At 69.4% G+C, this 24,049-nt stretch carries 21 protein-coding genes; 8 read left to right on the top strand and 13 right to left on the bottom strand.

Annotation, left to right across the window (positions count from 1 at the left end; genetic code table 11):
- From OG266_RS14275 to sodN, 5 genes are all read right to left on the bottom strand, one after another.
- Positions 1 to 789 carry an ABC transporter permease gene (locus OG266_RS14275; RefSeq protein WP_371545980.1) on the bottom strand — a complete coding sequence of 263 codons (789 nt, stop codon included), beginning with the start codon at positions 787 to 789 and terminating at the stop codon, positions 1 to 3.
- Complete coding sequence (locus OG266_RS14270; protein WP_371545979.1) at positions 786 to 1,790, bottom strand: ATP-binding cassette domain-containing protein; 1,005 nt, start codon at positions 1,788 to 1,790, stop codon at positions 786 to 788. Before OG266_RS14270 ends, OG266_RS14275 begins: the two co-directional genes overlap by 4 nt.
- A gap of 59 nt (positions 1,791 to 1,849) precedes the next feature.
- Positions 1,850 to 2,278: a hypothetical protein gene (locus tag OG266_RS14265; RefSeq protein ID WP_371545977.1), complete on the bottom strand. Its 429-nt coding sequence runs from the start codon at positions 2,276 to 2,278 to the stop codon at positions 1,850 to 1,852.
- 13 nt (positions 2,279 to 2,291) lie between these two features.
- The gene (locus OG266_RS14260) at positions 2,292 to 4,562 is read right to left on the bottom strand and encodes an N-acetylmuramoyl-L-alanine amidase (protein WP_371545975.1); all 2,271 of its coding nucleotides are present in this window, start codon (positions 4,560 to 4,562) and stop codon (positions 2,292 to 2,294) included.
- Positions 4,563 to 4,795: 233 nt separating this feature from the next.
- Positions 4,796 to 5,191: a superoxide dismutase, Ni gene (gene sodN, locus OG266_RS14255; protein ID WP_266454427.1), complete on the bottom strand. Its 396-nt coding sequence runs from the start codon at positions 5,189 to 5,191 to the stop codon at positions 4,796 to 4,798.
- Positions 5,192 to 5,336: 145 nt separating this feature from the next.
- On the opposite strand from sodN, the gene sodX reads away from it, so the two are divergent.
- On the top strand, positions 5,337 to 5,771 hold the full coding sequence (sodX, locus tag OG266_RS14250; RefSeq protein ID WP_266463747.1) for a nickel-type superoxide dismutase maturation protease: 435 nt from the start codon (positions 5,337 to 5,339) through the stop codon (positions 5,769 to 5,771).
- On the opposite strand, the gene OG266_RS14245 is transcribed toward sodX, so the two are convergent.
- Positions 5,675 to 6,304: a CGNR zinc finger domain-containing protein gene (locus OG266_RS14245; RefSeq protein ID WP_266454424.1), complete on the bottom strand. Its 630-nt coding sequence runs from the start codon at positions 6,302 to 6,304 to the stop codon at positions 5,675 to 5,677. The two genes, sodX and OG266_RS14245, sit on opposite strands and share 97 nt — an antisense overlap.
- A gap of 115 nt (positions 6,305 to 6,419) precedes the next feature.
- Here OG266_RS14245 and OG266_RS14240 point away from each other — a divergent pair, with 115 nt between their 5' ends.
- Complete coding sequence (locus OG266_RS14240; protein WP_371545973.1) at positions 6,420 to 7,178, top strand: trans-aconitate 2-methyltransferase; 759 nt, start codon at positions 6,420 to 6,422, stop codon at positions 7,176 to 7,178.
- Positions 7,179 to 8,590: 1,412 nt separating this feature from the next.
- On the opposite strand, the gene OG266_RS14235 is transcribed toward OG266_RS14240, so the two are convergent.
- From OG266_RS14235 to OG266_RS14220, 4 genes are all read right to left on the bottom strand, one after another.
- A complete protein-coding gene (locus OG266_RS14235; RefSeq protein WP_266454419.1) occupies positions 8,591 to 8,986 on the bottom strand; it encodes a hypothetical protein in 396 nt (131 codons plus the stop codon).
- A gap of 415 nt (positions 8,987 to 9,401) precedes the next feature.
- The gene (locus OG266_RS14230; protein ID WP_323178270.1) at positions 9,402 to 10,205 is read right to left on the bottom strand and encodes an amino acid ABC transporter ATP-binding protein; all 804 of its coding nucleotides are present in this window, start codon (positions 10,203 to 10,205) and stop codon (positions 9,402 to 9,404) included.
- Entirely contained in the window at positions 10,202 to 11,131 is a 930-nt protein-coding gene (locus OG266_RS14225; RefSeq protein WP_266454416.1) for an amino acid ABC transporter permease, read from the bottom strand. Before OG266_RS14225 ends, OG266_RS14230 begins: the two co-directional genes overlap by 4 nt.
- Positions 11,132 to 11,164: 33 nt before the next feature.
- Positions 11,165 to 12,127 (bottom strand): ABC transporter substrate-binding protein, encoded by a 963-nt coding sequence (locus tag OG266_RS14220; protein WP_266454414.1) that lies wholly within the window; start codon positions 12,125 to 12,127, stop codon positions 11,165 to 11,167.
- Positions 12,128 to 12,667: 540 nt separating this feature from the next.
- On the opposite strand from OG266_RS14220, the gene OG266_RS14215 reads away from it, so the two are divergent.
- The 3 genes from OG266_RS14215 to OG266_RS14205 all read left to right on the top strand — a co-directional run bounded on the left by OG266_RS14215 (position 12,668) and on the right by OG266_RS14205 (position 17,463).
- Complete coding sequence (locus OG266_RS14215; protein WP_371545972.1) at positions 12,668 to 13,918, top strand: NADP-dependent malic enzyme; 1,251 nt, start codon at positions 12,668 to 12,670, stop codon at positions 13,916 to 13,918.
- 288 nt (positions 13,919 to 14,206) lie between these two features.
- Entirely contained in the window at positions 14,207 to 15,172 is a 966-nt protein-coding gene (locus OG266_RS14210) for a zinc-binding dehydrogenase (protein WP_371545970.1), read from the top strand.
- A 338-nt stretch (positions 15,173 to 15,510) separates the two neighbouring features.
- On the top strand, positions 15,511 to 17,463 hold the full coding sequence (locus OG266_RS14205; protein WP_371545968.1) for a zinc ribbon domain-containing protein: 1,953 nt from the start codon (positions 15,511 to 15,513) through the stop codon (positions 17,461 to 17,463).
- 231 nt (positions 17,464 to 17,694) lie between these two features.
- Here the strand turns inward: OG266_RS14205 and OG266_RS14200 are convergent, their stop codons facing one another.
- Positions 17,695 to 18,816, bottom strand: coding sequence for a helix-turn-helix transcriptional regulator (locus OG266_RS14200; protein WP_371545966.1), 1,122 nt, complete (start codon positions 18,814 to 18,816; stop codon positions 17,695 to 17,697).
- A gap of 1 nt (position 18,817) precedes the next feature.
- Entirely contained in the window at positions 18,818 to 19,729 is a 912-nt protein-coding gene (locus OG266_RS14195; RefSeq protein WP_371545965.1) for a DUF4097 domain-containing protein, read from the bottom strand.
- Positions 19,730 to 19,922: 193 nt separating this feature from the next.
- Here OG266_RS14195 and OG266_RS14190 point away from each other — a divergent pair, with 193 nt between their 5' ends.
- Positions 19,923 to 20,750: a hypothetical protein gene (locus OG266_RS14190; RefSeq protein WP_371545964.1), complete on the top strand. Its 828-nt coding sequence runs from the start codon at positions 19,923 to 19,925 to the stop codon at positions 20,748 to 20,750.
- A gap of 84 nt (positions 20,751 to 20,834) precedes the next feature.
- Here the strand turns inward: OG266_RS14190 and OG266_RS14185 are convergent, their stop codons facing one another.
- Positions 20,835 to 21,020: a DUF6104 family protein gene (locus OG266_RS14185; protein ID WP_371545962.1), complete on the bottom strand. Its 186-nt coding sequence runs from the start codon at positions 21,018 to 21,020 to the stop codon at positions 20,835 to 20,837.
- Between the two features lie 184 nt (positions 21,021 to 21,204).
- On the opposite strand from OG266_RS14185, the gene OG266_RS14180 reads away from it, so the two are divergent.
- Positions 21,205 to 21,777: a CU044_2847 family protein gene (locus tag OG266_RS14180; RefSeq protein WP_371545960.1), complete on the top strand. Its 573-nt coding sequence runs from the start codon at positions 21,205 to 21,207 to the stop codon at positions 21,775 to 21,777.
- A gap of 68 nt (positions 21,778 to 21,845) precedes the next feature.
- Complete coding sequence (locus OG266_RS14175) at positions 21,846 to 23,936, top strand: trypsin-like peptidase domain-containing protein (protein WP_371545958.1); 2,091 nt, start codon at positions 21,846 to 21,848, stop codon at positions 23,934 to 23,936.
- The last annotated feature ends 113 nt before the right edge of the window (positions 23,937 to 24,049 follow it).

Below are 24,049 nucleotides of genomic sequence, written 5' to 3'. Positions count from 1 at the left end.
TCACTTGCGGGCGCGGTCGTACGCCGACCGGGCCCAGAGGTAGCCCAGGACGCTGAGGCCGACGCACCAGGCGACCGCGATGAGCGCGCTGTTGCCGATCTCCGTGCCCATCAGCAGCCCTCGCAGCGTCTCGATGACCGGCGTGAAGGGCTGGTACTCGGCGAACCAGCGCACGCCGGTCGGCATCGAGTCGGTCGGCACGATCGCGCTGCCGAGGAAGGGCAGGAAGGTCAGCGGAGTCGGCGCGTTGCTCGCGGACTCGACGGTCTTGCTCACCAGGCCCAGGGCCGCCGAGACCCATGTGAGCGCGAGGACCACCATGGCGAGGACGGCGATGGTCGCGAGCCACTCGACGGGCGTGGCGTTCGGCCGGAACCCGGTCAGCAGCGCGGCACCGATGACAAGGACGACGCTCGCCATCGTCTGGATCACGCCGCCGACGACATGGCCGTTCAGTACGGCGGCCCGGGAGATGGACATCGTGCGGAACCGGTTGACGATGCCCTCGGTCATGTCGACGCAGACGGACACCGCGACGGCGATGGCTCCGGAGGTCGCGGCCATCAGGATGATGCCGGGGGCCACGTAGTCGACGTACTCGCCGCCGCCCTCCGAAGCCGGGCCGATGCCCGCACCGAGGGCGTTGCCGAAGACGTACACGAACAGCAGCAGCATGATGATGGGGATCGCGGCGCTGGTGAGCGTCATGGACGGGTAGCGCAGCGCGTGCCTCAGGTTGCGGCGGAGCATGGTCGCCGAGTCGGCGAGGGCGTAGGAGAGGGTGCTCATCGGACGGTCTCCTTGCGGGAGTCGGGGAGTTCGGCGGAGGCGCTCGTCGGGTTCGTGAGCGCGAAGAAGACGTCGTCGAGGTCGGGGGTGTGCACGGTGAGGCTCTCGGCCTCGATGGACTCGGCGTCCAACCAGTCGAGCAGGGCGCGCAGTTCGCGACTGCTGCCGTCGCTGGGCACGTGGAGGGTGAGCGCGGTGTCGTCGCGGGACATCTCGCGCAGGGCGGCGGCGGCCCGCTGGTAGGCGGCCGGGTCGGCGAACCTGAGCCGTACGTGCCCGCCGGGGACGAGCCGCTTCAGCTCGTCGGGGGTTCCCTCGGCGACGACCTTCCCGCCGTTCAGCACGGCGATCCGGTCGGCCAACTGGTCGGCCTCTTCCAGGTATTGGGTCGTCAGGAACACCGTGACCCCGTCCGCGACGAGGTCCCGCACGATCTGCCACATGGAGTGCCGGCTGCGCGGGTCGAGACCGGTCGTCGGTTCGTCGAGGAAGAGGATGCGGGGGTCGCCGACCAGCGTCATCGCGATGTCGAGCCGCCGCCGCATCCCGCCGGAGTACGCGGCGGGCAGCTTCTTCGCCGCGCCGGTCAGCTCGAACCGCTCGAGCAACTCGGCGGCCCGCCGCCTGCCCTCCCGCCGGCCCAGATGGTGCAGGTCCGCCATCAGGACCAGGTTCTCCTCGCCGGTGAGCATGGCGTCCACGGCGGCGAACTGCCCGGTCACACCGATCTGTCCGCGCACCGCCTCCGCATCGCGTGACAGGTCGTGCCCGCCGACCCGCACCTCCCCGGCGTCCGCCTCGATGAGCGTCGAGAGGATCTGCACGGCCGTGGTCTTGCCCGCGCCGTTCGGCCCGAGCAGCGAGAAGACGGTCCCCGCGGGCACGGCCAGGTCGATCCCGTCGAGGACGACGTGATCGCCGTACGCCTTGCGCAGGCCGCTCGCGGTGATGGCCTGCGCCGCCTGCCCCGCTGTGGTTGTGGTGGTGCGTGTCGTGGTCATGGGAGGAGCGTGCGGGGCGGCGGCTTTACGGCGGTTTCACCGCGGTTTCACGGGTGGCTTCAGGCGAACCTCCGCCTCGCTTCCCAATGTTCCGTAAGGATCCCCACCTTCCGGTCGAACCGGCCGTCGATGAAGGACGTCGGGGCGCGCAGCACCGTGCGTCGGCCGTCCCTGGTGTGCACGACGACCTGACGTACGCCGAGGACGCGTCGGACCTCCAACCGGATGATGTCGGTCCAGGGGATCCGCCGACGCCGGTTGCCGCGCACGACGAGAGCCTCCTCGGTGAGGCTCACGCCGTGGTGCCTGTTCAGGAGGGCGATGCCGGCGGCGGCCACCACCGCCGCCGACACGCATACTTTGACCTCGCTGAGCGGCATCGGATCGGCGGTGAACGCAAGGCCCGCACAGACGAGCGCCGTGCCCCCGAGAATGCCGAGGAAGGCAGGAAGGGCCAGCTGGAGAGGCCCTTGCCTGAACGTGATCACCGCGTCCTCCGCCCTACTTGAGGTAGACCAGGCCGTCCGTGGTCACCGTCGGTCGGCCGCTGGTGCCGACGACCACGATCTTGACGGTGTGCTTCGCGCTGGAGGTCCAGGTCTTGGTCCAGATCGCGTCGCGGTACTTGGTGGTGGCCGACTTCAGGTCGACGGTGGTGACCTTGATGCCGTCGACGTAGATGTTGGCCTGGCCGGAGGTGGCGGCGCGCGAGACCGTCCAGGCGACCGAGCGGCCGGTGAAGGTCCAGGTCAGGGAGGCGTTCTTGGCGGAGCTGGTGTACGACTTGCCGCCGAGGTAACTGGCGGAGGACTTGGCCGTCCAGGTGCCGGACTTGGTGGCGGACGTCTCCTGGAGGATCACCGGAGTGCCGGTGACCGCGGCCGTGCCGGTGTTGCCCGCCCGGTCGTAGGCGGTCAGCGACCAGGCAGTGGCGGCGCCGGACTTGGCGGTGTGGGCGGCGCTGGTGACGGTGGGGCCGTACGTCGCGGCGACCGGAGCGGTGAGCCGGACCTCCTTCAGCGCGGTCGTGTCCGTGGCCTTCCAGTTCAGCGTCAGCGGGACGGCGGTGGTGTTCACCGTGCCGGTGCGCAGGGCCAGGCCGGGCTTGGTGGAGAAGGTGGGCGGCGTGGTTTCGGCGACGACCGTGGCCGCTGCCGTGGTCGTCGTCTTCCCGGACTGATGGCGGGCCCGCACGGTCACCTTGTGCGTGCCCGCGCCCAGGGTGGCCTTCGCGGAGGTTGCCGTACCGGCCGTCGTGGCGACGACCTTGCCGTCCACCAGCACCTCGTACGACGAGATCAGCGCGGCAGGCGTCGTGGCCGACCAGTTCACCGTGATGCCGGCCTTGGTGTAGTACGTCGAACCGGAGAGGCCGGCGCCGCCGATGGACTTCAGCGTGAGCCCGGCGACCGGACCGCCCGCCCAGCTGCGGATCGTGGCGAGCTGGCTGTAGAGGGCGTCCCCGGGACACTGGGTGTTGTAGCCGTCACGGTGTCCGTGGATGACCGGAAGGCTCAACTGGGCGCCCTTCACCCAGGACTTGTGGAAGTAGTTGGTGCCGTCCGCGCCCGCGGTCGGGGTGGCGGTGCCGGTCGGGTCGACGCCGTACTGGCCGAGCTTCCAGGCCGCGATCCGGGCGACCGAGGTCATCGCCGCCGTCGAAGGGGCGGTGTCGGTGTAGGTGCCCAGGACGGAGATGCCGGTGGTCTCGGAGTTGAAGCCGTAGGCGTGCGCGCCCATGACCGGCAGGTCCACGCCGCCCTTGCGGCCCTCATAGACGGTGCCGCACTTGTCGACCAGGAAGTTGTAGCCGATGTCCTTCCAGCCCAGTTCCTTCACGTGGTAGGCGTAGATGCCGCGCACGACCGCCGGGGCCTGCTCGCAGGTGTAGTCGTTGGACTCGGCGGTGTGGTGGACCACCACTGCCTTGATCTTCCCGTCGGGCAGATAGCCCGGCTCCTCCGGGCTGATCGACTCGTCCGCGCCCCAGCCGGCACGCGAGGTGATCGCGGGCTTGGGCGCGGTGGACGGCGGAGCCGAGGGGACGCTCGTGGAGGGGCTCGGCGAGACCGAGCCGGAGGCCGTCGGTGACCCGCTCGGTGTGGAACTGGAACTCTCCGATGCCGACGCCGACTCCGAGTCGGAGGGCTCGGACGTCACCGTCTCGGAGGTGGTCGCCTCCGGCGAGGTCGTCGCGGTGGCCGATTCCGTGGCGGTCTCGGTGGTGGACTCCCCGGGGGAGGGTGTGCCGGTCTCCTCCACCACGTACGCGGCCGGTTCCAGCCCCGAGACCGTCCCGCTCCCGGGGTCGACCATGTCGAGGCGCAGTCCCTCGGGCAGCCGCGCCGATCCCTTGCCGTCCACCCGGACTTCCACCCCGTCGGAGGGCCCCACCCAGGCCGGCTCGGTGCCGCCGCGGGCCGCGCCCGACTCGCCCTGGCCGCTGTTCCCGTCCAGCGCCAGCCAGCTCGACCACGTGCCGGTCTCCGTGCTCCGGGTCCGGATCTCGACCGCTCCCGCCACCGCCGCGGACGGATCCGTCCAGGTGACGCCCAGCATGCTGAACGGTTCGGTGTCCCGCTTGCCCAACTGGGCGGACGCACCGTCGTCGGCCACCGCGAGGCGGGCCGATCGTGTCTTGCTCTGGACGGGCCCGGACTTCCCGTCGTCCGCCGAGTCGTCACTCGACCCGCCTGTGAGCCCCTGTACGGCCAGAGCCCCGGAAACCGTCGCGGCCACCAGAGCGGCGGCACCCCACCAACGACGTCTCATGTCGACGCGCACTTCCTTCTCCCGCGAGCGGGCGGTCAAAAAAGATCGAAGAAGAGCCAGACCCTATGCCCTGTGGGGAGGCTGTGGATCAGTGTTGATCGGCTCAGGACAAGCGGAAGGGACCCGGCCGGTTTTCCGGCCGGGTCCCTTCCACATATGAAGGCCCGCTGACCTGCGAGGGTGCACCGCTCGCCGGTCTTGGCGAACTTGTACTACTGGTAATCGGCCCTGGATCAGGCCTTCTTGGTCTCCCAGAAGATCTTGTCGATCTGGGCGATGTAGTCCAGCGCCTTCTGGCCCGTCGCCGGGTCGGTGGACGCCTTGGCGGCCGAGAGGGCCTTCAGGGTGTCGTTGACCAGCTGGTGCAGCTCCGGGTACTTCTCGAAGTGCGGGGGCTTGAAGTAGTCGCTCCAGAGCACCGAGACGTGGTGCTTGGCGAGCTCGGCGCGCTGCTCCTTGATAACGGTGCCGCGGGCCTGGAAGTGCGGGTCGTCGTTGGCGGCCAGCTTTTCCTGGACGGCCTTCACCGACTCCGCCTCGATGCGGGCCTGGGCAGGGTCGTACACACCGCAGGGCAGGTCGCAGTGCGCGCTGACCTTGACCGTGGGGGCAAACAGGCGGGAAAGCATGCTGCTGTCCTTCCTCGTGATCGTCTTCTCAGGTGGGACATTACTCCGTAGGAGACGGGTTTTCGCGAGTGCCCCCATGGGCTTAGGACAAAAGTCCAGGGTGAGACTGGGACTCGTGGAGGATAGGACCGGGGAGGTGCCGGTGATGCCGGAGCTGTCGCAGGAGACCGAGCGTGGGAGGAACGCCCTGCCGTTTGGGGCGGCGGAGGTGACGGGGCCGTCGATGGTGCCCACGCTCGAGCACGGGGACCGGCTCGTCGTGCAGTACGGGACGCGGTTCAGGCCCGGTGACGTGGTCGTTCTGCGTCATCCGTTCCAGCAGGACCTGCTGGTCGTGAAGCGGGTCGCGGAGCGGCGTGAGGGCGGGTGGTGGGTGCTCGGCGACAACGCGTTCGCCGGCGGGGACAGCACCGACTACGGCACCGTGCCCGAGGAGCTCGTCCTCGGGAAGGTGCGGTTCCGGTACCGCCCGCTGAAGAGCGGTCAGCGGTCGCCGTTCGCGCTGGTGCGCTGGGTGCTCGGTGCCGCCAGGCCCGTGCTGTCCGACCGGTCGGCCTCCAGGCGCTTGCGGGCGCGGTAGGCGGCCACGTTGGCGCGGGTCGCGCAGCGGTCCGAGCAGTAGCGCCGGGAGCGGTTGGTCGAGGTGTCCAGGAAGGCGTTGCGGCAGGGGGTCGCCTCGCACTGTCCGAGGCGGTCGACGCCGTACTCCGTCAGGTGGAACGCCAGCCCCATCGCGGCGATCGCCGCGTAGCCCGCCGTCGCGTTCGACGGGTGGTCCGCCAGGTGCATGTGCCACAGCGGGCGCCCGTTGTCGTCCCGGTAGTCGTGGCCGGAGATCTGCGGGCTGACCGGGAACTCAAGGAGGAGTGAGTTCAGCAGGTCCACGGCCAGGGTCTCGTTGCCGCCGTCGGCCGCCTCGAAGACCGCGCGCAGACGGGCCCGTACGGAGCGGAAGCGGGTGACGTCCGCATCCGTGGCCCGGCGGGCCGCCGAGGAGTTGCCCCCGAAGAGGTCACGGACGGCGTCCACCGAGGTGAGCGAGTCCTTGCCCCGGAGTGGTTCCTCGCTGTTCACGAGGCGTACCGCGTAATCCGAGTAATAGGCCAGTTCCACTTGTAGTCCTTACGGTGGCGCTCTATCGTCGTGGCTGCGGAGAAGTAACGGATGACTCTGCTTCAAGGGTATTACGGGCTGTGCCGGTATCACGCGGCCGAGTGAAGGGGCTTTCATGACCACCACCACCGGAACCGACTGGGGCGCCTGGCAGGAGAGCTGGGACCGGCAGCAGGAGTGGTACATGCCGGACCGCGAGGAGCGCTTCCGGGTGATGCTCGACATGGTCGAGGCCCTCGTCGGGCCCGAGCCGCGCGTCCTCGACCTCGCCTGCGGCACGGGCACCATCACGGCCCGGCTGCTCGACCGCTTCCCCGGGGCCACCAGCACCGGCGTCGACCTCGACCCCGCGCTGCTCACCATCGCCCGGGGCACCTTCGAGGGCGACGACCGGGTCTCCTTCGTCACGGCCGACCTCAAGGACCCGCAGTGGCCCTCGCTGCTGCCGCATGACTCGTACGACGCCGTTCTGACCGCCACGGCCCTGCACTGGCTGCACAGCGAACCCCTCGCGGCCCTCTACGGTCGGATCGCGGAACTCGTCCGCGACGGCGGTGTCTTCATGAACGCCGACCACATGATCGACGAGACGACGCCCCGGATCAACGCGGCCGACCGCGCCCAGCGCCACGCCCGTATGGATCAGGCCAAGACGAACGGCGTCCTCGACTGGGCCGAATGGTGGCAGCTGGCCGCCCAGGACCCCGTCCTCGCCGCACCGACCGCCCGCCGGTTCGAGATCTACGGCGAGCACGCGGAGGGCGACACCCCGTCCGCCGACTGGCACGCGCGCGTACTGCGCGAGCGGGGGTTCGGCGAGGCCAGGACCGTGTGGCGGTCGCCGTCCGACGCGCTGGTGCTCGCGGTCAGGTAGGCGCTCCGGTACGGAGATTCAGAGGTGGTACAGGAAAATTCGTACCGCCTCTTCCGTGTCCTGCGGTCCCCGCCGCACTGGAAGGGTGAGACCGCCCATGAACGCGGGCAGGGGAAGGGACGGGATGACGCGCGGTGAGAGAGCTGCTCTGTTTGCCTTCGTGGAGGGCAGGCGTGCGGCACTGTCCGTATCGACTACCTGGTGTGCGGCAACCGTGAAGAGGCGGAGGACCGAGACGGGTACGGCGAAGTGCCGGACGCGGCGGAGCGACCGTGGGCAGTGACACGTGGCTCATGGTGCGGGCTGCTCTCGTGGGGCTCCCGCTCAAGCAGCAGGCGGTGCTGGTGCCGTGTTTCCGGGCCGCGGCCGCCGCCGAACTGCTCGGGATGCGAGCGAGCAGGGTCAAGAGCCAGGCGGCCAGGGGACTCGCGGTGCTCAGGGCCGCAGCGCGGGAGGGACGCGTATGGACCACAAAGAGGTTGAGACCAGCCGGGTCAGGGATCTGCTCGGGCGCGCCCTTGCTGACGTCCGGGCGCCCGTCGGCCGCGGCAGCGAGGCCCTCTTCGCGCAGCCTCCCTGCTGCGGGCGGCGCGCGGGGCGGCAATCAGCGTCGCGCCGGTGGTGGTTGCCGCCGGGCTGGTTCTCGGCCCCGGCCTTCTGAACGGTGGTGAGAGCCGGGAGAGCGTCGCTGGTGAACTCGCCTCCGGCGCGTCCGGGTTCGGGAAACCGCTTCCCGCCGGAACCGGTGAGATCCGCGAGGTGTCCTTGACGCGCCTGATCATGCAGGTGCCCAAGGCGCCGCCGCCGAAGCCGGTCGGGCCCTACGGCGGGGACTGCGCGGTGAGCCGCGACGGCGGTACCGGAGGCATCACCGTGCGGGTGGGCCAACCCGAAGACCGACCCCACGGCCAGGACATGATCGGGGAGGGTCCCTGCGAGGCCTGTCCTCAGGAGGGCCAGCTGGCCTGCACGTCCGAGAAGCTCTCGGACGTGCAGGGAACTCCCCAGGGGCGAGGAGTGCGAAGTCGTCCTCAAGCATAAGAACGACACCATCCTCCACATCCGCGACAGGTTCCGGCTTCCTTGGTGCGGATGTCACCACTGCGCGAAGAAAGGGCGCCACGGAGTTCCCGAACTAATTGCTGGACGGAGCTCCACTGCCGGTCCGGGAGCGGAAAATCGAATCGGAGGTCGGCTGCAGTTGAAAGACGGCATGTTGCTGAAAGTAAATGACTCGACGGATTTCAGCGAGACGGGTGAAAAGGGCCCGATGCTAAATGAATTCTCGTTGACGCCGGAGCAATTGTGCGAGCCGGTGCTCAAGCCGGACCTGTTGCCGTAGCTTCCCGACACGAAGAGGGGGCGGTGTGGAAGCCCCGCGCCGCCCCCTCGGCGCGCTGTGTAAAACGACCTTATCGACCGGATATCCATGCCGTCATCAGATCGGATTCAAACTCATCTGCGCCATTGGCGCCGTTCCGTACCACCGTGGTGAACATCAGAGTGTGCCCTTCCGTAAAGTCGTAATCACACTTCGTGGGAGGGTTGTTGGCGCCATTTGCGTCATGGCACTCGCCACTGCGCCCGTAGTCCGTCGTCCATTTGAGGACGGCACGCTTTCCGTCGACGCGCATGTCCTGGACAGTGAAGTAGTCGCCTGTTGAGTAGAAACATCCAAGGGCAAAGGCGTAAGGGGGGCCACAGAATTTTGTGGTTGCGGCGTGAGCCGGTGTACCGATGGCAAGCAACGCCGCCACCGAAGCGGCCGCTGTTGTTGAAGCCGTAATGATCCTTCGTGTGGCTCGCATATAGGGTCCTTAGCCTTGAGGGATGGGGATGGCGGAGCCCCTAAGTGCTCCAACTCTCTTTGACCCTAAGTTGCTTGATGCATAAGTTGCAAGAGGATTCCGTTCCCTTCGCGTTTCACCGTGTTCGCGGAAGGCTGGCGTGGTGTAGATTGCGCCACTTTTCTGTCTGAATCAGGGGGAGCCCGCCTTGGTCTGTGATTTCCACCACCTCTCATCAGAGGGTGTGTCCGCTGCGGTGACAATTGCGGCCGGATACGCGACAGCAGTCCAAGGGCACCGTCGGGCTTCGAGCACCGCGAAAGTGCTTCCTTGTTCTCGTGAAGCTGCTGCGGTAACAGAGGCGTAGACGGCACCAGGGCACGAAGGAGGGGCGGTACGGATTTCCCGTACCGCCCCTGCTCAGTTGCTCAGTCGGTCACAGCACCTTGGACAGGAACGACTGCGTCCGCTCGTGCTGCGGATTCGTCAGTACGTCGCGGGGGTTGCCGGACTCGACCACCACACCGTCGTCCATGAAGACCAGCGAGTCGCCGACCTCGCGGGCGAAGCCCATCTCGTGGGTGACGACGATCATCGTCATGCCGTCCGCCGCGAGGTCCCGCATGACGTCGAGGACTTCGCCGACCAACTCGGGGTCGAGGGCCGAGGTCGGCTCGTCGAAGAGCATCAGCTTGGGCTCCATCGCCAGCGCCCGCGCGATGGCCACGCGCTGCTGCTGGCCGCCGGAGAGCTGGGCCGGGTAGTGGCCCTTGCGGTCGCCGAGGCCCACCCGGTCCAGGAGCCGCTGCGCGCGCTCCCGGGCGACGGCCTTGGTCTCACCCTTGACCTGGAGCGGCGCCTCCATCACGTTCTCCAGCGCCGTCATGTGGGGGAAGAGGTTGAAGCGCTGGAACACCATGCCGATGTCCCGCCGCTGCGCGGCCACTTCCCTTTCCTTGAGCTCGTAGAGCTTGTCGCCCTTCTGCCGGTAGCCGACCAGCTGGCCGTCGACCGACAGCCGGCCCGCGCTGATCTTCTCCAGGTGGTTGATGCACCGCAGGAAGGTCGACTTGCCGGAGCCGGACGGGCCGATCAGGCAGAACACCTCGCGGGCGTTCACCTCCAGGTCGATGCCCTTGAGGATGTGCGAGAGCCCGAAGGACTTGTGCACGCCCTCGGCTTTGACCATGGGGTGGCCGCTGCTCGTGCTCGGGGCGATGTCCTTGCTGAGACCGCTCATCGGGTCACCTCCGGGCGGCGGAACGAACCGAACAGACGGAGGTTCTTGCGCAGGCGCTGCAGTGGCGTCGGTGGCAGGCTGCGCGACGAACCACGGGCGTAGCGGCGCTCCAGGTAGTACTGGAAGACGCTGAACACGCTGGTCAGGATCAGGTACCAGATCGATGCCACGAAGTACATCTCGACGACCGCGAGTGAGGTACTGGAGACGTCCTGCGCCCGTTTGATGAGTTCGTTGAACTGGACCGCGTAGGCGAGCGACGAGGTCTTGAGCATGTTGATGAACTCGTTGCCGGTCGGCGGCACGATCACGCGCATGGCCTGCGGGAGGACCACGCGCCGCAGCGTCTTGCCCTGGGTCATGCCCAGCGCGTGCGAGGCCTCCGTCTGCCCCTCGTCGACCGACTGGATGCCGGCCCGGACGATCTCGGACATGTACGCGGCCTCGTTGAGACCGAGACCGAGCAGCGCCGCCAGGAACGGCGTCATCACGTCGTTCATCTCGTCCTTGTAGAACCCCAGATTGAGGATGGGGAACACGAGGGCGATGTTGTACCAGAGAAGCAGCTGCACCAGCACCGGAGTGCCGCGGAAGAACCAGATGTAGAACCAGGCCACGGTGCTGGTGACCGGGTTCGAGGACATCCGCATCACCGCGAGGATGACGCCCAGGACCAGTCCGAGCGCCATGGCGAGTACGGAGATGTACAGCGTGTGCCAGACCCCGGACAGGATCGTGCCGTCCGTGAGGTAGTCCGGGATGATGTCGTAGTTGATGTTCGCGTTGGAGAACGCGATCCCGATCAGCACCAACACGGCGATGACCGCCGCGCCGGCCACCCAGCGGCCGTAGTGGCGCACCGGGATGGCCTTGATCTGCTCCGGCGGCACGGACGGCGCCGGAGCCTTGTCGACAGTGTCAGCCACAGTGACTGCCCTTCAGTGTTGCGTCAGGCAGGGTCAGGAGCCGCCGTTGATCTTGGCCTCGGTCACCGCGCCGTCCGTGACGTTCCACTTCTCCAGGATCTTCGAGTACTCACCGTTCTCGATGATCGCGCTCAGCGCCGCCTGAAGGGCGTCCCGCAGCTCGGTGTTCTCCTTGCTCACACCGATGCCGTACGGGCCCGCCTCGATCTGGTCGCCGACGACCTCGAAGTCGTTGCCGCCACCCGACGTCTTCGCGTTGTAGGCCGCGACCGGGAAGTCGTTGAGGTCCGCGACGGAAGCGCCCTGCTTGAGGCGGAGCAGAGCCTCGGGGTCGGTGTCGAAGGTCTGCAGCGTGATGGCCTTCTTGCCGTCGTCCTTGCACTTCGTGCTCTGCGCCTTGGCGATGCCCTCGGACGTGGTGCCCTTCTGCAGGGCCACCACCTGGCCGCACAGGTCGTCCAGGGACTTGATGCCCTTGGGGTTGTCCTTCTGGACGAGGATCGAGGTGCCGGCGGTGAAGTAGTCGACGAAGTCGAGGCCGTTGCCGGCCTTCTTGCCGGTGTCCGAGTCGATGCCTTCCTGGCGGTCCTTCGTGTCGTTCATCGCCGACATGATCACGTTGAACCGCTTGGACTGCAGGCCCACGATCAGCTGGTCGAACTTGCCGTTCTGGAACTCGAACTTCACGCCCAGCTGCTTGCCGAGGGCGTCCGCGATGTCCGGGTCGATACCGACGGCCTTGCCGCCCTCCATGTACTCGACCGGCGGGTAGGCGATGTCCGATCCGACCTTCAGGGTGCTTCCCGGCTTGATGTCCGCGGGGAGCTTGTCGGCGAGCGGTGCCGCTGAGGTCGACGCCGTGTCCGAGCTGCTGCTGCTGTCGTCCGTCTGGTCACCACAGCCGGCGAGCAGCAGGGCACCCGCGACCGCGATCGCGCCGACCGCGGCTGTCCGGGAGCGCGTGACGGTCGTACGACGGGTGGAGCTTGCGGTCATGTTGGGTCCTCCGGCGGATGAAGTGAGATGCCGATGGGTCGACGAGAACACACACCTTCGGGTGTCGCGACCTTGTGTGATTACGGCATCTTGCCATTCGGACCTCGTCATTCAGACGACCAGCTATGTCAAAATCGGATAACGGGTGACCCCCGGAGCGCTGCGGGCCTGTACAGCAAGGCCGGATCTTGTGCGGGAACTGATCCTTCCGGCCGGAGGATCTTCGGTGTACCTCAGGATGCAAGCGGCCGCTACTCGGCATTTGCGGAGCCATGCGGGCAAGTCAGGGACTTGTCCACATATTCCGCCATGAGTCATCTCACCGGCGTGTGACCTTCGCGCTATGGACTCGCCGTCGGCACGGTCCGTCGGGTAGGAAGGTTCTTTACACCCCTCATCCGGGGCTCAGGGCGCGTGTGCGGCGCGCCCGTCGCGTTTGGCCCGTACGCAACCACGGCGGCAGGGCTTACGCGGTGCCCGCCCACCCCTCAACCAGGAGTGGTCACCCTCAAACCATGAAGACTTAAGGGGTAAAACAAAGTGGCAGCGGAGATTGTCAATCCTCGCACCGCGAGCAGTGGTGACAGCAGCGGCGACAGCGGAAGTACCGATCAGGATCGCCTGGGCGAGCCCCTCGATTCCTTCGATCCCGCGTTCGCCCTGCACCGTGGCGGCAAGATGGCCGTGCAGGCCACCGTGCCGATCCGCGACAAGGACGACCTTTCCCTGGCGTACACGCCCGGCGTCGCGAAGGTGTGCAGCGCGATCGCCGAGCAGCCGGAGCTCGTCCACGACTACACGTGGAAGTCGTCCGTCGTCGCAGTGGTGACGGACGGTACGGCGGTGCTCGGACTCGGGGACATCGGTCCCGAGGCCTCCCTTCCGGTGATGGAGGGGAAGGCGATCCTCTTCAAGCAGTTCGGCGGGGTCGACGCCGTGCCGATCGCGCTCGCCTGCACCGGCGTCGACGAGATCGTCGAGACGGTGGTCCGGCTCGCGCCCTCCTTCGGGGGAGTGAACCTCGAGGACATCTCGGCACCCCGGTGCTTCGAGATCGAGCGCAAGCTCCAGGAGCGGCTGGACATCCCGGTCTTCCACGACGACCAGCACGGGACCGCGGTCGTGACACTGGCGGCCCTGCGGAACGCCGCGAAGCTGACCGGGCGGGAGCTGGGTGACCTGCGTGCGGTGATCTCCGGCGCGGGTGCGGCCGGTGTCGCCATCGCCAAGTTCCTGCTCGAGGCCGGGCTCGGCGATGTCGCCGTCACGGACCGCAAGGGTGTTGTGTCCACGGACCGGGACGACCTGACGGACGTCAAGCGCGAGCTGGCCGAGATCACCAACAAGGCGGGCATCTCCGGGTCGCTGGAGTCCGCCCTCGCCGGTGCGGACGTCTTCATCGGCGTCTCCGGCGGTACGGTGCCGGAGCCGGCGGTGGCCTCCATGGCCGAGGGCGCGTTCGTGTTCGCCATGGCCAACCCGAACCCCGAGGTGCACCCGGACATCGCCCACAAGTACGCGGCTGTCGTCGCGACCGGGCGGTCCGACTTCCCGAACCAGATCAACAACGTGCTGGCGTTCCCCGGGATCTTCGCCGGGGCGCTGCAGGTGCGGGCCTCTCGGATCACCGAGGGGATGAAGATCGCGGCGGCCGACGCGCTGGCCGCGGTCGTCGGGGACGACCTTGCCGCGGACTACGTGATTCCCTCGCCGTTCGACGAGCGGGTGGCTCCGGCGGTCACGGCCGCGGTGGCCGCGGCTGCTCGGGCCGAGGGTGTGGCCCGGCGCTGAGGTGTGGTGTTCGGCCCCGCCGGGAGGTTTCCGGCGGGGCCGTTTTTTCGCCCCCTCCGCCCCTGCCCGTCCCTTGCTTCCGGGCTACGCCCGGTTTCAGCCCGTCCGGCGTTTGAGGACGAGGCCGTTCAGGCCGAAAGCGGGGGTCTGGGGGCGCAGCCCCCAGGTACGGGACGGGCAGGGGCGGAGGGGGCGAAAACCCTGTGACGTGAGCCCCGTACACGGCGGGACGTGTGTCACAGCGGGGCATGGTTCCGCCAGGCGGCGGCGGAGCCTATCGTCAAGGTCATGTTCGCTGCCTACGCTTCCCGAATCGACCGTGACCAGCCGCTCAACGGCCTGGAGTTGGGGGAGCGCCCGGCCCCCGAGCAGAGGCCGGGATGGACGACCGTGAACGTCCGGGCCGCCTCCCTCAACCACCACGACCTGTGGTCGCTGCGCGGAGTCGGCCTCGCCGAGGACAAGCTCCCGATGATCCTCGGATGCGACGCCGCCGGCATCGACGAGGACGGCAACGAGGTCGTGCTGCACTCCGTCATCGGGCAGACCGGCCACGGCGTCGGCCCCAAGGAACCCCGTTCCATCCTCACCGAGCGCTACCAGGGCACCTTCGCCGAACAGGTCTCCGTGCCCGCGTGGAACGTACTGCCCAAGCCCAAGGAACTGTCGTTCGCGGAGGCCGCCTGTCTGCCCACCGCCTGGCTGACGGCGTACCGCATGCTCTTCACCAACGCCGGCGTGCGCCCCGGCGACTCCGTCCTCGTCCAGGGCGCCGGCGGCGGCGTGGCGACGGCCGCGATCGTGCTCGGCAAGGCCGCGGGGCTGCGGGTGTTCGCCACCAGCCGCGACGAGGCCAAGCGGAAGCGGGCCGTCGAGCTGGGGGCGGTGGAGGCGCTGGAATCCGGGGCTCGGCTGCCGCAGCGGGTCGACGCCGTCATCGAGACGGTGGGCGCCGCCACCTGGTCGCATTCCGTCAAGTCGCTGAAGCCCGGCGGGACCCTCGTCATCTCGGGCGCCACCAGCGGCGACCGGCCCTCGCACGCCGAACTGACCCGCGTCTTCTTCCTCGAGCTCAAGATCGTCGGCTCGACCATGGGCACCAAGGACGAACTGGAGGACCTGCTGTCCTTCTGCGCCGCCACCGGCGTGCGGCCCGTCATCGATGAGGTGCTTCCGCTCGACCGGGCCCGCGAGGGGTTCGAACGGCTGGAGTCGGGCGATCAGTTCGGGAAGATCGTTCTGACGGTGAGCTGACCGCATTTGGCTGCTCCCTGCGGCGGGCTCGGGTTCCGCGAGCCCGCTGTTGCGTGTCAACCGTGGTTGACAGCGTGACCGAATGGACGGATCTAGCCGAGCGTGCATGTGGCGTGATCCGCACATCGGACTGCGGGCGGTCGCCATGCTGCGGAGGCTCACGAACTTCCTTGGATATCCGCAGCGTTTCGTCAACTCTGGGCGTCACGCCGTCCGTCCGGTGTTGATGTCGCACTTGAGTTCGATGGTCGAGTGTGTGACCTTTCCGCGGTGCTGTCGTTGATCGGATGTCAGCATTAAGGGTGGGGACGGGGGCGGTGGTGGGACGGAAGCTGCAGATGGCCGACGGGGAGACTGCTCGTACGGCTTGCGCCCGTGGCCTGCTGCGCGCCGCAGTCGACGAGAAGTCGGGTGAGGTCCTGTCGGCTGTCGTGTTGGTGGAGCGGGTGGGCTGGGCTGCTGATCTGGTGTCCGGGATGGTCGCCGCCCTGCTGACCGAGCACTGGAATGCCGCTGATGTGGATGTGCTGGCGTGCGGTGAGGATGCCGGGGGCCGCGCGCTGCCGTCGAATGCCTGGATGGCCTTGCGCCGCCTGGGCTGGACTGTTGGCCCGGCCGAGGGCATCCGCGCAAATGACCGCATAGTGCGGATGGCCCAGGAGACGGCTGGGTGGACGCTGCGCTCGGTGAAGTGGCGCGCAGACCTCACCGGCGCAGTCATCGAGACCTGGCCTGCCGACCCTGCCAAGCGCACCTCTGAGGAATGGGACGCGGTGCGTGAGGCGGTGCTTGGCGGTCGGGTTCTGCCGTCCACTGCCATCAAGTCGCGTACCCGGCAGATCGCCGCCTTCGTCAAGAGGCACGGCCGGATGCCGGGCGATGTGTTTGAGCTAGAGGCCGCGCCCCGCGTGGCGCGGATGCTGTTGCTGTCTGCCTGCGACGGGCAGCAGGCCACCATCGAGCGCACCGACGATCCGATCCGGGCGCTGCTGCGCCTGCAACTGCCCACCCGCCCCGACCCGCGGTCCTACGCGGACTGGACGTGGGTGGCCTGCCGCATTGCGCTGCCGCCGACGATCCCCGCCAGTGCAGTGCTGCACCTGCCCACCCTGCGCCTTCATCAGGGCAAGGTGCGGGCCGATCTCGCCTACACCCACGCCGTCCCGAAGCCGCAACGGAGCGGGCATGTGATCGCGCTGGGCGTGGACTGGGGCCTAAACACACTGCTGTCCGCCGGAGCTGCCCGACTCCACAACGACGGCACCATCACCGCCCTCGGGGCCGGGGCCATGTTCCGCGCCGCAGGGGTCCTCGCGAAGCAGCACCGTCTGCGCCGTCTGTCCGAGCACCTGCATGCTAAGGCCGACCACTACCAGCAACTCATTGGCAGAGCCGAACATCACCATCTGACCAGCAGATATGCGGTCCTGGCCGAGGAGATCCGGCGCGTCTGCGACAGGCGGTCGAACCTCAATGACGCTCTGGCCTTGGCTGCCGCCCGCTGGGCCGTGGACCAGGCCATCGCTGCCGGGGCGAGTGTCATCTACGTCGAAGACCTCCGCTCGATGGAAGCGCGCGGCATGGGCCGCACCCACAACACTCGCATGTCCCAGCAGGTGCGCGGCCAGATCGTGGACCGGATGCGGCACCTGGCCGCCGAGACCGGTATCGCCGTCGTCACCGTCCCGGCCCGGAACACCTCGAAGCACTGCCCGCAGTGCCTGGTCCCGCTGCGGCACCGCAAGGCCCCCGACCGGCCCACCGCACCCGGCTGGAAATGGGCTCGGTGCGGCGCCTGCGGCTGGCAAGGCGACCGCGATCAAGGGGCCTGGCAGCGCATCGCTGCACGCGGCCTCACTCACCAGACCAAAACCGCGACCGACCGCACCAGCGGGGCCATGGTCATCCGCGCGGTGGTGGACAGACTCGAAGCGCGTGCGGTGATCACAACGCCCGCGCCGAAGACCCGCCGGACAGACCGGTCCAAGACCGGATCCACCCGGCGACGCGCAGCAGGTCCGACGCCCAGGCGACGCCGGACACCCTCCCCCACCAGACCTCCGGGTCCGGCGGGCCAGCGTCCGGAGGGACACGCTCACACGGACCGGACCCGGCTGCCCCGTGCAGCCCACCGGCACCAGGGCGTGACGACGATCAGCACACCCACCAACCGGCACCGGCCGCGAGGAGCAGCACTGGGCGCAGGCTTCCACCTGCACGCCCACGCCACCCCTCCACAGTGGGCAGAACCCGTCCCAGACACCACGTCCGGCATGGGATCGCTTAGCTAGTCAGAGACGCTGCTGGAGCAGTTGGGCAAGCTCGGTAGGAGTGATGTTCGAGCGGTGTACGTAAGGATGCGCGCGGTGGTCGAGGGTGCGGTCGGGCATAGCGAACGGGTGAGGGAGAGAGCGAAGAGGCACATGGGGTAGGCGCGTTGGAGTCGGGGATGGGGGCGGGGCGGCGGGCCGAAGGACTCGTCCTCAATTACCGGACCGAGAGGCTCGGACGGAGCTGAAACGTCAGCCCTTCGTTTTCCTCAGCGCCACTCCGATGTGCGCCGCCGCCGTCGACAAGTGGCGGCGGGTCTCGCGGAGTTGGTCCTCCGTCACGCCGTGGTCGCGGGCCGCGTCGCGGATGTCGTCGCGGAAGCGGTCCAGGAGGCGGTCCAGGTCGCGGGCCGGGTTGTCGGTGGAGTCCTCGTGGGCCCAGGAGGGTTCGTAGCCGGCGGGGAAGTCGTCCGGGGTGACCGTGTACTCCGGCTCCTTGTCCGTCCGGGGTTCCTTGGCCGTCCTGGTCCCGCCGGCCGGTCCGGCTGCCGTTTCCGGGCGACCGAAGCCGAAGTCCTTCCCGAAGTCCTTGCTCAGGTCCTTGCCGAAGTTCTTCCCGAACTCGCCGAACTCCTTGGCCAGTTCGGTCAGGCCCTCGCGGACGCCCGTCGGCCAGTCGCCCCGTGCGAAGTGGTCCTGGACCTGATCCTGGACATGCTTGGCCATGCGCTGCATCTCCTCCTGGGCCTGGGCGCGGACCCTTTCCTGGGCCTCCTTGGCCTGGCGGCGGGCGCGCTGCGCCTCGTCGCGGGCGCGGCGGCTCTCGTCCTTCGCGCGGCGGGCCTGCTCCTTCCACTCCTGCTTGACGCGCCGCATCTCCTCCTTCGCCACCCGCCACGACTCCTTGTCGCGGTAGTCGCCGAAGTCCCCGAACTCGCCCTGCGCGCCGTCGTGTTCCTTGGCTCCGGCGCCGCCCGAGCCGCCCCGCCGGGCCTCCGTGGCCGCCGCTCGCATCTCGCGTCGCAGATCGCCTGCCGCGCCCCGTACATCGGCACGGATCTCCGCCGCGAGCTCCGCCACCGACTCGCGGATCTCCAGCTCCAGGTCGGCCAGCTCGCCACCGCGGTCGGCCAGTTCGGCGCGGCCCGCGTCCGTGATCGCGTACACCTTGCGACCGCCCTCGGTGGTGTGCGTGACGAGTCCCTCGGCCTCCAGCTTGGCCAGCCGCGGGTAGACGGTGCCCGCCGAGGGGGCGTACAGGCCCTGGAAGCGCTCCTCCAGGAGCCTGATCACTTCGTACCCGTGGCGCGGCGCCTCGTCCAGCAGCTTCAGGAGGTAGAGCCGGAGACGGCCATGGGCGAAGACGGGGGCCATCTCAGAGCACCTTCTTGTCGGTCGGGCCGTCGGTCGGGGCGGCGGAGGGAGCTTCGGCCGAGGCCTTGAGCGCGGCGTCCTGCGGGTCCTCGGGCGGCTCGTCCTCCGTCGGTGGCCTGCGAAGCAGGGCGATGGAACCGGAGACGGTGAGCGCCTTCAGCTTGCCGTTTCCGGCGCCAAGCCGGCCGGTGATCTTCTTGGCGCCCCACTGTCCGTTGACCCGGAGATCCTCGAAGGCGTTGGAGACTTTGCCGCTCGTGGTGTTCGCCTCCACCACCGCGTCCGCCGGGTGCGGGAGCCGGATGGCGATCTCGCCCGAGACGTTCGACAGCTGGACGTCGGTCGGGGAGCCCGTGGTGTCCAGGTCCACGATCATCGAGCCGCTCACCGATTCGGCCCGCACGGAGGAGCCCGAGCCCTCGACGACCGTCAGGTCGCCGGAGACGGAGTTGAAGCGGAGGTCGCCGGTGACGGCCTGGGCCTCCAGGTTCCCGGACACCGTGTCCACGCGTACCTGGCCCGCGATGCGGACCAGCGTCGTGTCGCCCGTGACGCCCTTCACCTCCACCCGTCCGTCCGTCCCGGACACCACGGCGTTGGCCCCGACGACGCCCACCTCGACCCGCGTGCTCGCGGGGACGGCCAGCGAGACCACCACGCTGCGGCGCCAGCCCTTGCGGTCGAGCCACTTGAGGAAGCCCTTCCAGGGAAGGTCCTCGTACGCCACAGTGAGCGTGCCGTCCTTCTGGGTCACCACGAGTGGCGGGCCCTCCAGCTCGGACACCTCGAGCCGGGCGGAACCCTCGTCGGTGCCCACGACGTTCACTGTTCCGTTGACCACGCGCACATGCAGTGCCGTCACGGGGGCGTCGAAGGTGAGCTTGCTGGGCTCGGCTACGGACCACTCGGACATGGTGCGACCTCCTCGACCGGATCGGGATGTGACGCGCCATATCGCGTCTATCACTGAACACGATATATCGCGGATACGGAAAGTCAAGACACCTTTTCCGGTGATCTCGCCCGACGGCTCTGTGGTGGTCTTCTGACGCCCTCCGGGTGGACAAAAGGGGCAAGTTGCTCCTGGGTGGGCCTACCGTATGACCATGTCCACGACGTCCGGCGGGCCCTCGGGCCAAGCCCCCGGTGCCCTGCTCCTCTGCCGGGCGCAACCCTCGTCGGTCGGGCCCGCGGCACAGCTGTTGCGTGAGCGGATGCTGCTCACCGGGGCCGGAGACGAGTGGAGCGTGCTGGTTCCCGAGGGCAGGCCATGGCTGCACGGTGCCGAACCCGTCGACCGGGTGCTCACCGGCTGGGCCACGGCTCTCGGCGTCGGCGCCCCCTGGCCCGTACTCGCCCTCTGGTGGGACGCCGACCACAGCGGCTACACCCTCGCGTCCGGGTTCCGGCGCACCGTCGGCTATGAGTGGCTGGCGAACGGCACCCCGGTCGGCGAGGACGAGGCGATGCGCACCTTCGCGGCCCGCCTCGGGCTCGATCCCGTGCTCGACATGCAGTCCCTGGAGCAGTTGGCCAAGCCCGACGCGGCCGCCGACGCCCGCGCGCGTATGCGCGGGCTGCTCGCCGTCCTCACGCGCGCGGGGGTGGTACTTCCGGCCGGGCTCACCCCTGGCGAATCCGTCGGGCGGCTCCGCGAAGTGGCCCGCCTCCAGCCCGGCGCCGAGCAGATCGAGTGGACCGGGTGGCGTGCCGCGGTCCGTGCGGAGCTCGACGTGGTGGAGGGCGGCAGCCTGGGACCGTGGCTGCGCGGCCCGAAGGCCCGCGCCCTCGCGGTGGCCCAGCTGGCCGCCGGCGTCCCGCTCGCCGCCTGGGGCGTACGGCGACGCAGCGGCGGCTGGATCGCGGCGGGGGCTCTGCTGGTGATCCACGGCGCCCTGGGGCTGGCGTACGACCGGCTGCGGGCCTTCGACTGACGTCTACGAAAGCGCGCGCCGGCGACTGACGTCTACGGAAGCAAGCTCCAGCGACTGACGGCACGACACGGAACCGCCCCGCCTCTACTCCTCGTCGTCGTCCTCATCGTCCAGCCGCGCCAGCCACGTCGCCAGCCGCTCCACCGGGACCTCGAAGTCCGGGTTGAGGTCGACAAACGTACGCAGCTGCTCGGCGAGCCACTCGAAGGTGACCTCCTGCTCGCCGCGCCGCTTCTCCAGTTCCTCGATGCCGCGGTCGGTGAAGTACATGGATGGTGCTCCGTGAGGTAAGTGGTGGGCGGGAGTCTTCCCGTAAGGGAAGGCTGGGAAAAGGATAGGCGGGGGCGGGTGCCGCCCCTGAGGTCCTCTCGCGCGGCCGTGGGCCTGCCACTAGCCTGCGCAACGGGCGGGTGGGACCACGGGGGCGTGGGGGGAACGGGGGAACGGGGATGTCATGGGTGATGGAGTGACCCGGATCGCACGGATCGAGATGCCCGACGGGACACCGGTGTGGGCCCGGATCTCGGGGGCCGAGGAGCTGGAGGCGCCGGCCGGCGGGCTGTCGTACACGGACACGGGGTTCGGTGAGCGGATCGAGGCACAGGTCGAGAGCCTGCAGTCGGTGATCACCAGCGTCGCGCGCTCACTGGCCGCACCGCTGCGCGCCGTCCGTCCCGACGAGGTCAGCGTCGAGTTCGGCATCGAGCTGACGGCGAAGGCCGGCAAGGTGATCGGCCTGCTCGCGGACGGCGAGGCCAAGGCCGGCCTCACGGTGACCCTCACCTGGAACGGCGGCCCACCGGACCTCGACTCGGTCGACGGGGGTGGAGACGGACCGATCCTCAACCCGGTCGACGGGGGCGGAGGCGGACCGGTCATCAACCCGGTCGACGGAGCCGACGACGGACCGGACCTCGCCCCGACGGACGGGAGTGCCGGTTCGCCGCGCGCCGTCCCAGGGGGCGCGCCCCCCGGCGCCCCGGCGCACGGTGTCGGTGGGGACGCGGCGCTTGGGGGCCGAGGATGACGGACGGGCACGCCCCAGGCGCATCGGGCGGGCTCGGGAACGCTCACCGTGCGCTGCGTGATCTCGTCATGGCGGCGACGGTCCGCATCCATCGGGCGGGGGCCGGGTATGACCTGGACGAACCCGGCACGTTCCTCGGGAGCGGGTTCTTTGTCGCTCCCAACTGGGTTCTCACCTGCGCGCATGTGGCACGGAGCGGGGAGGGGGGCGAGGTCACCGTGGTGTACGAGACCGGGCCGGGACGCGGTACGTCCGCTGTCGCCGGTGAGGTGGCGACGTCTCTCCCGGAGCACGTCGAGCGTGCCGTACGGGGCAGTTGGCCGGCCCCGGACCTGGCGCTCGTGCGGCTGCGCGAGCCCGTCGACCACGACTGCGCCTATGTCACCGAGCGTCCGGCCGCGTACTACGGGGAGGCGAGAGTCTTCTACTCGGGATGGTCGGTGGTGGGCGGGGAGCTGACCCGTCTGAACGGCACCTGCACGGTGCAGGGCACCCTCGGTGGCTGGTCCGCGGACGAGCAGATACGGCTGGGCGGCGATGTGCTGCCGCCGGGCGTCTCGGGCGGGCCGGTGGTCGATCCCGTGAGCGGTGCGGTCGTCGGCGTACTGAAGTCGCAGGCGGACCGCGGGCTCGGCGGCACCTCCACGGGCGTGGAGCAGCTGCGTTCCCTGGCCGTGCCCGCTGAAGAGGTGCGGGCCGAGCACGACGACCTCTACCAGGCCGTCTTCCACGCCCATGACAGATACCACCGGGACCGGCAGCGCCACCCCGACAACGACCGCAGCACCTGGGCCGACGTGCAGAACCAGCTGGGTGCACGACCGGGCCGCGCCCTCGACCCGGACGAGCGGACCCAGTTGCTCGGCCGGCTCGCCGACCTGCCGCCGCCGGTCAGCACCCGCGCCCTGCTGGACATCCTCGAATCCCTCCTCGGCGGCCGGGCCGCGATCCCGCACCCGGCGCCGCGCGGCTGGCGCGACGGGCTGGGCGCGCTGTACGAGAGCCCCCGCCAGGACGGCGCGCTGGAACTCGTACTGGACTATGCGATGCGCGTGCTGTCCGCGGAGCGTCCCTTCGTCACGCCCGGCACCCAGAGCGCGGAGCGGTCGCTGTGGGAGTGGGTGCGGCAGACCGCGGAGGGCCGCGCGGGTCCCGAGTACCGCCGCCGCCTCGGCCGGCAGCGGATCGAGCGGCTCCAGGCGCCGCAGCGTGAGCCGTTCCCTTCGGAAGCACAGCCGGCGCACGACTCGGCGCACGCGACGGCACACGCCGCCCACGGTGCGCCCCACCCCTTCGCCCTCGTCGAACTGGTGCAGCTGGGCTGGGAACCGGACCGCTGCGACTGGCGGGTCTCCGTGAGTCGGCCGACCGGGGAGGTGGTGCGCTTCGGCGACGGCGAGCGCACCCCGCTGACCGGCCTGCCCGGTGCCCTCGCGGCGCCCCTCGCCGAGGCGTTCCGCGAGTGCGACGAACCCGGACGGCCCGCCGTGCTCCAGGTCGCGCTGCCGCATCCGCTGCTCGGACTGGACGTCGACGCCTGGAAGTTCGGACCGGACGAGCCACCGCTCGGCGCCCGCAGGCCCGTCGTCGTGCGCTGCGCCGACCGGGACCAGTTGCCCGACGCGGACCGGCTGTCCGACGGGGACGATCGCCCTTCACCCGGCGGGGGGCAGGTTCCCGTGGAGGAGGAGCACGACGCGCACGACGGACGCGAGGCCCGCTGGCACTTCATCCACGCGTACGGCGCGAGGGCCGAAGTCCTGGACTGCGAGGACGGGTTGCGGGTACCCGTGCCACCCGCGGGGTCACTGCGCGACCTGTCGCACAGAACGGTTCCGGTGCTCTGCCGCTACGGCGACCAGCGCTTCGAGGACGATCCGGTGGCGCTCGTACGGATCGTGCACGGAGGCTTCGGCGTCGCGCTCTGGCGGCGCTGGCGGGGCCAGACGGACGCCGTCTGCGGCGAGTTCCACCGGCGGGCGGGTGACACCGTCGCGGGCGCGGGCAGCGCGGAGCGGCTCCCCGAGCTCGTCCACGCGTTGCGGGCGGGCCTGCGCGCGGGAAAGCCAGAGACCTTCTGGGCCAAGGGAATTGCCCTGTTCTACGACGATCCACGCCAGCCCTTGCCGGGGACCGGAGACCTGTTGGAGGCGCCATGACCGGAGGATCCGGCACCCCGCCGTACAGAGCCCGTACGAGGTGGCCCCGCCGGGCCCGTACGGCATGGCCGAGCAGGGCCGGGACCACGTGGCCGAACACGGCCGTACGGCGC

Origin of the sequence: Streptomyces sp. NBC_00554 (genome assembly GCF_041431135.1) — a bacterium.
GTDB lineage: Bacteria > Actinomycetota > Actinomycetes > Streptomycetales > Streptomycetaceae > Streptomyces.
The sequence above is the reverse complement of the archived record's forward strand: the minus strand, read 5'-3'. Positions and strand labels throughout refer to the sequence as shown.